This is a genomic window from Staphylococcus schweitzeri (assembly GCF_002902405.1).
GTDB classification, from domain to species: domain Bacteria; phylum Bacillota; class Bacilli; order Staphylococcales; family Staphylococcaceae; genus Staphylococcus; species Staphylococcus schweitzeri.
In genome coordinates, this window is record NZ_PPQS01000039.1 from 142814 (window position 1) to 154936 (window position 12123).

11 protein-coding genes are annotated in these 12123 nt (G+C 33.3%); all 11 read right to left on the minus strand.

Going from position 1 to position 12123, the window contains the following annotated elements; all coding sequences use genetic code 11:
- Positions 1–28: 28 nt before the first annotated feature.
- Positions 29–547 (minus strand): adenine phosphoribosyltransferase, encoded by a 519-nt coding sequence (locus CD116_RS08750; RefSeq protein ID WP_047530018.1) that lies wholly within the window; start codon positions 545–547, stop codon positions 29–31.
- A 21-nt stretch (positions 548–568) separates the two neighbouring features.
- A complete protein-coding gene (recJ, locus tag CD116_RS08755; RefSeq protein ID WP_047530016.1) occupies positions 569–2842 on the minus strand; it encodes a single-stranded-DNA-specific exonuclease RecJ in 2274 nt (757 codons plus the stop codon).
- Positions 2843–3044: 202 nt separating this feature from the next.
- The gene (secDF, locus tag CD116_RS08760; RefSeq protein WP_047549080.1) at positions 3045–5324 is read right to left on the minus strand and encodes a protein translocase subunit SecDF; all 2280 of its coding nucleotides are present in this window, start codon (positions 5322–5324) and stop codon (positions 3045–3047) included.
- A gap of 275 nt (positions 5325–5599) precedes the next feature.
- Entirely contained in the window at positions 5600–5860 is a 261-nt protein-coding gene (yajC, locus tag CD116_RS08765) for a preprotein translocase subunit YajC (RefSeq protein ID WP_001160681.1), read from the minus strand.
- Positions 5861–5878: 18 nt separating this feature from the next.
- Entirely contained in the window at positions 5879–7018 is a 1140-nt protein-coding gene (tgt, locus tag CD116_RS08770) for a tRNA guanosine(34) transglycosylase Tgt (protein WP_001112044.1), read from the minus strand.
- Between the two features lie 22 nt (positions 7019–7040).
- Entirely contained in the window at positions 7041–8066 is a 1026-nt protein-coding gene (gene queA / locus CD116_RS08775) for a tRNA preQ1(34) S-adenosylmethionine ribosyltransferase-isomerase QueA (protein ID WP_047530013.1), read from the minus strand.
- Position 8067: 1 nt separating this feature from the next.
- Positions 8068–9072 carry a Holliday junction branch migration DNA helicase RuvB gene (gene ruvB / locus CD116_RS08780; RefSeq protein WP_047426289.1) on the minus strand — a complete coding sequence of 335 codons (1005 nt, stop codon included), beginning with the start codon at positions 9070–9072 and terminating at the stop codon, positions 8068–8070.
- A 31-nt stretch (positions 9073–9103) separates the two neighbouring features.
- Positions 9104–9706: a Holliday junction branch migration protein RuvA gene (ruvA, locus tag CD116_RS08785; RefSeq protein WP_047549075.1), complete on the minus strand. Its 603-nt coding sequence runs from the start codon at positions 9704–9706 to the stop codon at positions 9104–9106.
- A 13-nt stretch (positions 9707–9719) separates the two neighbouring features.
- Complete coding sequence (locus CD116_RS08790; RefSeq protein ID WP_047448184.1) at positions 9720–10175, minus strand: ACT domain-containing protein; 456 nt, start codon at positions 10173–10175, stop codon at positions 9720–9722.
- A gap of 12 nt (positions 10176–10187) precedes the next feature.
- Entirely contained in the window at positions 10188–11480 is a 1293-nt protein-coding gene (gene obgE / locus CD116_RS08795) for a GTPase ObgE (RefSeq protein ID WP_047426284.1), read from the minus strand.
- Positions 11481–11838: 358 nt separating this feature from the next.
- A complete protein-coding gene (gene rpmA, locus CD116_RS08800) occupies positions 11839–12123 on the minus strand; it encodes a 50S ribosomal protein L27 (RefSeq protein WP_000916187.1) in 285 nt (94 codons plus the stop codon).

Genomic DNA, 12123 nt, shown 5'->3' on the forward strand with positions numbered 1-12123 from the left:
GTAGGATTTTAATTTAATATGCTATTAATTACTCATCGTATGAGATTAAACTCATAACATCGTAATCTCTAATTTTTTCAATGCCGTTAAGATATTTTAATTCGATTATAAATGCAATACCAACAACGATACCGCCTAATTTTTCAACTAATTTAATTGCCGCTTCAATCGTACCACCTGTTGCTAATAAATCATCTGTAATTAAAACACGTTGTCCTGGTTTAATTGCATCTTTATGCATTGTTAAAACATTTGTACCATACTCTAAATCATATTCGTAACGAATAACCTCTCGTGGCAATTTCCCTTCTTTTCTTACTGGCGCAAAACCAATCCCCATTGAATAAGCCACTGGACAACCTATAATGAAACCACGTGCTTCAGGCCCAACAACAATATCTACATTTCTATCTTTTGCATACTCAACGATTTTATCTGTTGCATAACCATATGCTTTACCATTATCCATAATAGTTGTTATATCTTTAAAACTTACACCGGGTTTCGGCCAGTCTTGTACCTCTGATACGTATTTCTTTAAATCCATTAATATTTCCTCCTAAATTGCTCACGACAATTGTGACTTAATCCAATTTTTTAATTCTGAAAAATCTTGATATAATAATTGCTTTTCTACATCCATACGTTGTTGTCTTAATTGATATACTTTACTAGAATCAATTGCTCTTTTATCTGGTTGTTGATTAATGTAAATCATACCATTTTCTTGTGTTATAAAGTTTAAATCTAAGAAAACTTTGAGCATGAATTTAAGTGTATCTGGTTTAACATTTAAATGCTGACACAATAACATGCCTTCTTGTTGCATATTCATTTCTTGTTTAGCAATTAACGCTTTATAACATTTTTTAAAGACATTCATGTGAGGTATACCTTCAAAATAAATCGAATGACTATGCTGTAAAACTAAGTAGAGTTGAGAAAACTGTAGCTGCCGTAATGTACTTGACAAGTCATCTATCGAAGTTGGCAAATCTCTTAACACAACTTTATCTGACAGCCGATTAATTTCTTCTCCATAATAATATTCATTCGCATTTACTTTATCACTTTTAGGATGAATAAGCACGACGATATTTTCATCATTTTCTGTAAAAGGTAAACTTTTTCTTTTACTTCGATAATCTAATATTTGTTGTTCATTCATCGCTATATCTTGAATAATTATTTGTGGTGTTTGATTGCCATTCCATTCATTAATTTGAACAGAGCCCAAAATATTGATTGGTTGTTCATCTTGTAATTCTGTTTCTAAATGCCCATTTTGCCAAAATAATGCTGCTATATTACTTTCACCTAATGTCATTTTTAAGTGATTTTTTTGTTGACCAATTGCTTTAACTGATGAAACTGATAAATCGTCCATTTCAAATAATGGTGTAGAAAAATCTGTTCCAAATGGTCGCAAACGATTCATATCACGTATATTTTTTATTGTTATGTCATTCTCTGTTAATAACACATCTACTGGTTTTACAGGATCTAGTGATGTTGTTTCAACCAAAGCTTTCATCCATTCATTCAAACCCTCAGCTAACATATCAACATTTTCAATATCCATTGTCATACCTGCAGCCATATGATGACCACCAAACTTAGCAATTAAATCTTGATGTGCTGATAATATTTCAAACATAGACACTTGATCGATTGATCTCGCTGAACCTTTCGCATGATTTTGTTCTCTATCAATATTTAAAATAAGTGTTGGTAATGCATACGTTTCAACAATTTTCGATGCTACAATACCCAACACACCTTCATGCCAATTTTCTTTTGCAAGAAGTAGGAATAAATTCCCTGCTTTAACTTGTTCATCAGCCATTGCCATCGCTTCTTCAGTAATAGATGCAACAATATCTTTTCTTTCGCGATTAAAATGTTCTACCTGTTCTGCTAAGAATATGGCTTCTTCTTCATCTTCTGTCATCAGTAATTCACAAGCTAATGAGGCATCATCTAAACGCCCAACAGCATTTAATCTAGGTCCAATGATAAAGCCTATTGTCTCTTCATCGATATGATCATTATATCCTGCTTCTTTGAGTAAAGCTTTAATTGAAACTGGACATTGCTCATTCAATACTTTTAAACCTTGTTTCACGAGTGAACGATTTTCATCAGTTAACGAAACCAAGTCTGCAATGGTACCTATGGCTGCTAAAGCTTTAAAGTAATCAGGTATATTTCCTATTAATGCTTGAGACAACTTATAAGCTACGCCTGCACCACATAATTGTTGAAACGGATAATTAAATGATGGATGCATCGGATGCACAATTGCATAAGCTTCTGGTAATGTTCTACCTATTTCATGATGATCAGTAACAATTACATCAACACCGAGTTCTTGAACCATGTTAATTTCGTTATGACCTTGTATACCATTATCAACTGTTATTATTAAGGAGATGCCTTCATCGTGTGCGTTTCGAAATGCTAATTCGTTTGGACCATACCCTTCAGTAAAACGATTAGGTATATGCCAACCTACTTGTGCACCTAAAAGCTTTAATGTTGTAACTAAAATAGTCGTTGAAGTAACACCATCAGCGTCATAGTCACCATATACTAATATTTTTTCATCATTAGATATCGCATTTTTAATTCTTTCAACGGCCTTATTCATGTCACTTAGTTGATTAGGATCATGATTTATATCTATGTCCGCAATAATTGATTGAATATCATGTTCATCAACAATTGCCTTACTTTCTAATATTTTCTTCACAATTGGCGTCAATTTTAATTTAGATATTGTTTCTTCATTTATGTATTCAGTTGGTTTTGTTAATTTCCACTTATACTTTGGTTTTATCATTTCTACGCCTCATTTCCAAAAGACATTATATCTAAAAATGCTATAAATAAAAAGCACTAATATAAATAATCAAGACTTTAATTATATCATTTTTTAAAAGTAGATGTGATAAATCACATTTATCTATTTTGTTAAATTTAAACAAAATAAAAAGCAGTGTCTGAACCTACACTGGATCAGAACACTGCTCGTGTTATTAAAACTATACTAATATTTTTTCGTCATTTGATTTTTTATCTTTATACACAACTAATTTGTGTTTTGGAGATTTTTTCAATTGACGTTTTTTCATCATTCCCCATAAAGGAACTGCTATAAAGATTGATGAGAACACACCAGAAATTAATCCGATAAATAATGCTAATGTAAAGTTAAATATTGTAGGCGCACCAAAGAATAAGATAGCAACTACAACAACAATTACTGTTAACACCGTATTGACTGAACGTGTCATCGTCTGTCTTATCGATCTATTGACAATATCATCAATTTGTTCAGGTGTAGTAATTACTTTTATTTTCTGAAGGTTCTCACGTACACGGTCAAAGGTAACAATTGTATCGTTAATTGAATAACCAACAATTGTAAGAACCGCAGCAATAAATGTTAAATCTACTTCAATTCTAAACAAACTAAAGATAGCAACGATTATGAATACGTCATGTAATAATGCCAATACTGAAGACAGACCCATTCGCCATTCAAATCGTAATGATACATAGATGATGATACCAATCGATGCATAGATTAAAGCTAACATAGCATTTTTAGCTAATTCTTGTCCAATTATAGGTGATACAGTATTAATTTGAGGTGTGTCACCAAATTTAGATTTAATATTATCACTCAACTTATTATCTTGAGCACGTGTTAAATCATCTTTAAATTGAACTGTTGCTACTTTATTATCTTTACCATTGATTTGAATTTGATCCGCCTTGAGGCCACTATCTTTTACAACCTGTTCAACTTTTTGTTGAGAAATAGTTTGTTTTGATTGGAAATCTACACGTGTACCACTTGAGAAATCAATACCTAAATTTAACTTGAAGATATAAAGAATAACCAATCCAACAACAACTATTAAAATACTTACACCAATTAATGGTTTTGCTAATTTAACAAAGTTCCATTTTTCAAATGATGTTTTAAGGTCATGAACATCAATGCCTTCATTAATGTTATGTCTCTTATTCTTATTAACGCCAAACAACCAATATTGATTTTTGAAGACGTTTGATGAAACTAATAACGATAATAAGAATCTTGATAAGAAGACTGCTGTAACAAAGATCATTAAGATACCTAATAATAACATTGTTGCAAAACCTTTAACTGAACTTTCACCGAAGAAGAATAGTACTGCTGCGGCTATTACTGTTGTTAAGTTGGAGTCAAAGATTGTTAAGAATGAACTTTTATTCGCTTTAGAAAAGGCTTGCTTAATCGTGCGACCAATTCGAAGTTCATCTTTAATACGCTCATACATAATAATATTAGCATCGACGGCCATACCTACACCTAATACTAATGCTGCTAAGCCTGGCAGTGTAAGCACACCTGAAATGAAATTAAATGCAACTAATGTTAAATAGATGTATGTTGTTAAAGCAATAATTGCTACTAAACCAGGCAATCTGTAGAAACCTAACATGAATAGATAAATTAAAGCTACACCAATGAATGATGCAAATACCGTTTTATCTAATGCATCTTGCCCAAATTGTGCACCTACTGAGTTTGAATAAATTTCTTTTAAATCAACCGGTAATGAACCTGCATTTAACAATTCAGCAATTTGTTTTGCCTTTTTAACGCCTTCTTGCCCTTTGAATCCTCCAGAGATTTCTACACTATCTGAGTTAATCGGTTGATCAACACTTGCTGCAGAAATAAATTTAGGATTTTTCTTTTGAGCTTCTTTTTTATAGCTGTCACCTTTTTTAAAATCTAGCCAAACTACCATGACATTGTCACGTTTTTTAGAGATTTCTTCAGTTACTTTTTTGAATTTATTTTTATCTTTCACTTTAAAAGTAACTGTTGGCTGGTTCGTTTCTTGTTTGAACTCTTGCTTCGCAGAGCCTTGCTTAATATCAGAACCATTTAATTTCACTTTATCTTCGGCATCACGAATCGTTAAATTTGCTTGAGAAGATAAAATTTTACGTGCTTCGTTCTGGTCTGTTACACCAGCAAGTTGAACTCTAATTCTATTTGGTTCTTCAACTTGTATCTTAGGTTCAGAAACACCTAATACGTTTACACGGTTTTCTAAAGTTTGCGCCGTTGATTGTAAAGCTTTTTTATCTATTTTATCGCCCTTATGTAACGGGTCAACTTGATAAAGCACTTCAAATCCACCTTGCAAATCTAGTCCTAAATTGACATTCTTTACTACACTTTTATAAGTTGAAGCCATTCCGGCAAACAACAATACGACTAAAAGTAAGAATGCAATTATTCTACTACTTTTCTTCACATGAACACCTCATTATTTACGTATGTATTTAGAATACTTTAATACTATTTTATTACGCAAGTTAAATCTTTCTTACAAAATTTATTAGCCTTATACATATTAACATACTATAACTGCTAGTAAAATTAGACACGGTTATATTTAATTTAAATTTAACAATTATTATGAATCACATTTTCTTTTTTTCGAATGCAAAAACATTACAATACATTACCGCTAAATATAAAAAGGGATGAAACATAAATCGTTTCATCCCTTTTTATTACCTCTTCATGTTATGAAGGGTCAACTTGTTTAATAGCTGGTTTTTCGAATGTTAATTCAGTACCATGACCATTTACTGTAATTACAACAGTTGTTTCATCTACTGCTTTAACAGTACCTTTAATACCACCAATTGTAGTAATTCTTTGACCAGATTCAATGTTATTAATCAACTCGCGGTGCTGCTTAGCACGCTTTTGTTGTGGTCTGATCATCAAGAAATACATAACCGCAAAAATTACGACTATATATATAAGTAATGAAAATTGCATTTTGTACGCTCCTCTTGCTTAAAAGTTTTTTGGGTTCTCAACATTTAATCCATACTGCTCGAAGAACTCATCTTTAAAATCTAATAGACGATCTTCTCGAATGGCTTGTCTTATATCTTCCATTAATTTTAGCAGAAAATGTAAATTATGAATAGTAGTAAGACGAATACCAAAAGTTTCCTCTGCTTTGATTAAATGACGTATATACGCTCTTGAGTAGTTTTGACATGTGTAACAATCACAGTTCTCATCTAAAGGTCTTAAATCATCTGCAAATTTTGCATTTTTAATAACTAATCGCCCTTGTGATGTCATACAAGTACCATTTCTGGCAATACGTGTCGGTAAAACACAATCAAACATATCCATACCGCGAATACTACATTCGATTAATGCATCTGGAGATCCTACACCCATTAGATATCTTGGTTTATCTTTAGGCATAAATTGCTCTGTATGTTCAACCATCTTATACATAACTGGCTTAGGCTCACCGACTGACAAACCTCCGATTGCATAACCAGGAAAATCTAATTCTACTAAATCCTTTGCACTTTGCTCTCTTAGATCTTCATATTCGCCACCTTGGATAATGCCGAATAGTGCTTGATCTTCAGGTCGTTGGTGTGCATCAAGACATCTTTTCGCCCAGCGTGTTGTACGTTCAATTGATTTTTTTACGTAATCATATTCAGCAGGCATAGGCGGACATTCATCAAATGCCATCATTATATCAGAACCTAAATCATTTTGAATTTGCATTGATTTCTCAGGACTCAAAAATAATTTAGAACCATTTGTATGATGTCTAAATTCCACACCTTCTTCGGTAATTTTACGTAAGTTACTCAAACTAAACACTTGGAAACCGCCTGAATCTGTTAGAATTGGACCATCCCAATTCATGAATTTATGTAATCCCCCAGCGTGTTTGATAATATCATTTCCAGGTTGTAACCACAAATGATACGTATTCCCTAAAATAATTTTCGCCTCAATTTGTCTTAACTCCTCTGGACTCATTGTTTTGACAGTCGCTTTAGTACCTACTGGCATAAACATCGGCGTTTCAAATGAACCGTGTGGTGTGTGTACAATACCTAAACGAGCACCAGATTGTTTACAAGTTTTAATGTGTTCATATGTTACTGCAGGCATATTTATAATCCTCACATTCTTTTTATATAATTAGCATTGCATCGCCAAAACTAAAGAATCTATATTCTAAATTCACAGCTGTTCTATAAGCATTTAGAACATTTTCACGAGTACTAAACGCTGATACAAGCATAACCAAAGTTGATTTTGGCAAATGAAAATTAGTTATTTGACCATCAATTGCTTTAAATTCAAACCCAGGATAAATAAAGATATTAGTCCAACCGCTTGTCGCAACAAATTGATTATGGTCGCGTCGAATTGTTTCAAGTGTTCGAGTAGAAGTTGTACCAACCGAAATAATTCGATGCCCTTTAGACTTCGTATCATTTAATAAGTCAGCTGTTTCTTGTGTCATTTGATAATATTCGCTATGCATCTCATGATCGTTTACATCATTAACACTGACAGGCCTAAATGTACCTAAGCCAACATGCAATGTAACAAATGCGATATTTACTCCTTTGTTTTTAATTTCGGCTAATAACTCATCTGTGAAATGTAAACCAGCTGTTGGTGCTGCTGCTGAGCCACTTTCCTTAGCATAAACAGTTTGGTAACGATCAGGATCATCTAATCGCTCTTTAATATACGGTGGTAGTGGCATCTCACCTAATTCATCTAAGCGTTCTTGCAAAATACCTTCATAATGCAAGCGCATGATACGTCCGCCTTGGTCCATTTCTTTAACGCATTCAGCTACAATTTTACCATTACCAAAACTTAATTTATTACCAACTTTGATTCTCTTAGCAGGTTTGAGTAAAACTTCCCAATCATTACCTTCTATTTGAGTCAGCATTAACATTTCAACTTTAGCACCTGTTTCTTCTTTTAAACCAAAAAGTCTGGCTGGCATCACTCTAGTATCATTCAATACTAACGTATCACCTGAACTAAAGTATTCAATAATATCTTTGAAATGCAAATGTTTCATCTCGCCAGTTTCTTTATCCATGACTAATAGACGACTTTGGTCACGATCTTTTAATGGCGTTTGAGCTATTAAAGATTCTGGCAAGTCGTAGTCAAATTCTTCAATGTTCACGTTATTCCCTCTCCTCATTTGGCTTTGAAAAATGTTCATATGCTAATGCTGTAGCTTTTCTACCACGCGGTGTACGTTCTAAAAATCCTTTTTGAATTAAAAAAGGTTCGTAAACGTCTTCAATTGTAATTCTCTCTTCACCAATCGTTACTGCAATCGTATCTAATCCTACAGGCCCACCATTATATTGATTAATTATGCAATTCATCATTTTATGATCAATATAATCCAATCCATGTTGATCTACTTGAAGTAAACCTAACGCATGTTTAGTAGTTTTGATGTAGATTTGATCATCTTCATTCACTTGTTGGAAATCACGCACACGTTTTAATAAACGATTCGCTACACGTGGTGTGCCTCGAGAACGTTTAGCAAGCTCAATGGCACTAGCTTCATCTATAACAGTTCCTAAAACTTCTGCAGTTCTAATGATAATCTCTTTTAAATCTGATTCGTTATAGTATTCTAACCTTAAATGCACACCAAATCGATCTCGTAAAGGGCCTGTTAAGCTTCCAGCTCGGGTAGTCGCTCCAACCAAAGTAAATGGAGGTAAATCGATTCGGATACTTCTAGCCTCATCACCTTTACCTATAATAATATCTAAAAAGAAATCTTCCATTGCAGGATATAAAACTTCTTCAACTACACTACTTAATCTGTGTATTTCATCAATAAATAACACATCTCCTGGTTGAAGACCCGATAATATAGCAGCTAAATCGCCAGGTCTTTCTAAGGAAGGGCCTGACACTGTACGTATATTAACGTCCATTTCATTAGCAATAATATTAGATAATGTTGTCTTACCTAGTCCAGGGGGGCCAAAAAGCAATACATGATCTAATGGTTCATGGCGTAGTTTAGCTGCTTTTATAAATACTTCTAAATTACTTTTTATTGAATTTTGACCAATATATTGTCGTAATCTCGTAGGTCTTAACGACAATTCAAAATTAGATTCTTCACTATGCATTGATTGATCAACCATACGTTCATCCATGACAACACTTCCCCCATCAATCTATTTAAATTTAAGATACAACTATTTGTAGGCCTGCTTTTACAGCCTCATCAACAGAGTCGTATTTATTTTTATTTAACGCTTTCTCTACTTTTGTAAGTTCTCGTTTAGAATAACCCAATGCTTCTAATGCTAACATTGCCTCTTGTACAAATTGATCTTGTACTGTAGAGGTTGGATCTACTTGCAATAATGAATCGCTATCTTCTTCAGTAATTTTTACTTTGCCTTTTAAATCTAATACAATTTGCCTTGCTGTCTTTTTACCGATTCCAGGAAATTTAGTTAAATACGTATCATTTTCATTTTCAATAGCACGTTTTACCTCGTTAGGTGTACTAGTTGCTAAAATAGCCAATGCAGATTTAGGTCCAATACCAGTAACTTTAATTAAACTCAAAAACATATCTTTTTCTTCTTCGCTACTAAAACCATATAATAATTGGGCATCTTCACGTACTATTAAAGATGTGTGTATTAAAACATCGTGATCTAAATACTTTTGAAAACGATAAGAATTTGGTGTTTGAATTTCATACCCAACGCCTGCAGTTTCAACAACCACATGTGTCGGATATAAATGTGTTAACTTGCCTTTGACATACGCGTACATTTTTTGCACATCCTTACATACTCATACTAATTAATTCTACTTTAGAAACATAATCTAAATTTCTTAAAGCTACGATGACATCTTCCGCAGAAATGTCCTTAGATTTTGCATTTAAAGACAATGTGATGGTCGCTTTTTCTTCCATTGGAATACTTTGATGAATTGTTAAAACTGAAAGTTCTAATTTAGATATAACATCTAAAACACGTGCTAACATACCGACTATGTCAGTAACGTACAATATTAATGTAAACTCTCTATGGTCTAACATTTTGTCATCTACTGGAAATATAGTTTCTCTATATTTGTAAAATGCACTTCTAGATAAATCAAACTGCTTAACTGCATCATAAATGGACAATGTAGGATCATTTTTTAAGGCATCTTTAATTTTCAAAGTTTTAACCACTGATTCTGGCAGTACATCTTCTCTAATTAAATAAAACTTTTTATAATCTTTATTGTCCATCATGCTACACTCCTATTCAACGAATTCAAATTCTCCACCAAGAATTCTAACGATATCACCATTTGTACAACCGCGTTCTCTTAGAGCATCATCAATACCCATTGAGCGCATTTGTCGTGCAAAACGACGTACTGCTGGGTCACTATTAAAGTCAGTCATCTTGAACATTCTTTCAATTGCATTACCGCTCACTACATATGCACCATCATCATCTCTTGTAATTGTAAATTTATCTTGTGAAGGTGTGTGTTTATAAAGAACACGATTGATACCTGCTGACTCTTCTTCTTCAACTGAGAAGTCAACATCTTTATATTCTTCTAATTTATCAGCAATTGCATAAAGTAATTGATCAATATTTTCACGTGTAATTGTAGAAACTGGAATTACTTCTACATTATCACCAATTTCCTCTTTAAAAAGTTCTAAATTGTCTTGCGATTCAGGTAAATCCATTTTATTAGCAACGACGATTTGAGGTCTATCCTCTAAACGTTGTTCATATGCAGCTAATTCTTGATTGATGACTTTATAATCTTCAATAGGGTCTCTACCTTCAGATCCACTCATATCAATCATATGCACAATAACTTTAGTTCTTTCAACATGTCTTAAAAACTGATGACCTAGACCAACACCATCTGATGCACCTTCAATTAAGCCAGGTAAGTCAGCCATAACAAAACTACGTTGATCCGGGGTTGAAACAACACCTAAGTTTGGCTTAATAGTAGTAAAATGGTATGCACCAATTTTTGGCTTTGCTTTTGAAACAATTGATAATAATGTTGATTTACCAACACTTGGGAAACCTACTAATCCTACATCTGCTAATAATTTTAATTCTAAAGAAACGTCTAATTCCTCACCTGGTTCTCCTTTTTCACTAAAGTCAGGTGCAGGGTTTCTTGGCGTTGCAAAGCGTGAATTTCCGCGACCTCCGCGACCACCTTTTGCTACGACAGCTCTTTGACCATCTTCAACAAGATCTGCTAATACTTCATCAGTTTCAACATTTTTTATAATTGTGCCCGGTGGCACTTTTAAGACTAAGTCTTCAGCATTTTTCCCGTGCATATTACTACTTTGTCCATTTTCACCTTTGTTTGCTTTAAAATGACGTTGGTATCTAAAATCTAATAATGTTCTTAGTCCTTCGTCTACTTCAAATACAACAGAAGCACCTTTACCACCGTCACCGCCAGCTGGGCCACCAAACGGCACATATTTCTCTCTTCTATACGCGGTAATACCATTACCACCATCACCGGCTTTAAGAGATATTTTGACTTGATCGACAAACATATATCTCACCTCTTTTACATATAATTTTCATTTTACCAATAATTATAGCATATTAGAGCCCCTTATATATTGTAATTAATTAGGGGCTCTTATGCAGTTGCATTTAAAGCTATTTGCCTTAAAATACTTATTTATCTCAGTAGCGAATATGATACGTTTCTTTCTTTAAATTCTGCAACTGTAATCCTTAATCTCTCTTTTATTGAAAATAAATAGAGGTTCTTATACAGCTGCTCTTAAGACTTTTTGTCTTAAATTCTTATATTTACATTCAATCAAATTCGTCATAATAGTAAAAACATCTCCATAAAAAGTAAAAAACACCAGAAGATTCACTTCTGGTGTTAACTAGACAAAATTATTCAGCTACTGCGTATACAGAAACTTGTTTTTTGTCGCGACCTTTACGTTCGAATTTAACAACGCCGTCGATTTTAGCGAATAATGTATCATCGCCACCACGACCTACATTTTCACCAGGGTAAATTTTAGTACCACGTTGGCGATATAAAATTGAACCACCTGTTACGAATTGACCGTCAGCACGTTTAGCACCTAAGCGTTTTGATTCAGAGTCACGTCCGTTTTTTGTAGAACTTACCCCTTTTTTAGATGCGAAGAATTGTAAGTTTAATTTTAACAT

Excerpts from the sequence above, each read along its gene's own strand:
- obgE (WP_047426284.1), bottom strand. The coding sequence starts at position 11,480 with ATGTTTGTCGATCAAGTCAAAATATCTCTTAAAGCCGGTGATGGTGGT.
- yajC (WP_001160681.1), bottom strand. The coding sequence starts at position 5,860 with ATGCAATTTTCATTACTTATATATATAGTCGTAATTTTTGCGGTTATG.
- rpmA (WP_000916187.1), bottom strand. The coding sequence starts at position 12,123 with ATGTTAAAATTAAACTTACAATTCTTCGCATCTAAAAAAGGGGTAAGT.
- tgt (WP_001112044.1), bottom strand. The coding sequence starts at position 7,018 with ATGCCTGCAGTAACATATGAACACATTAAAACTTGTAAACAATCTGGT.
- CD116_RS08750 (WP_047530018.1), bottom strand. The coding sequence starts at position 547 with ATGGATTTAAAGAAATACGTATCAGAGGTACAAGACTGGCCGAAACCC.
- CD116_RS08790 (WP_047448184.1), bottom strand. The coding sequence starts at position 10,175 with ATGGACAATAAAGATTATAAAAAGTTTTATTTAATTAGAGAAGATGTA.
- recJ (WP_047530016.1), bottom strand. The coding sequence starts at position 2,842 with ATGATAAAACCAAAGTATAAGTGGAAATTAACAAAACCAACTGAATAC.
- ruvB (WP_047426289.1), bottom strand. The coding sequence starts at position 9,072 with ATGGATGAACGTATGGTTGATCAATCAATGCATAGTGAAGAATCTAAT.
- ruvA (WP_047549075.1), bottom strand. The coding sequence starts at position 9,706 with ATGTACGCGTATGTCAAAGGCAAGTTAACACATTTATATCCGACACAT.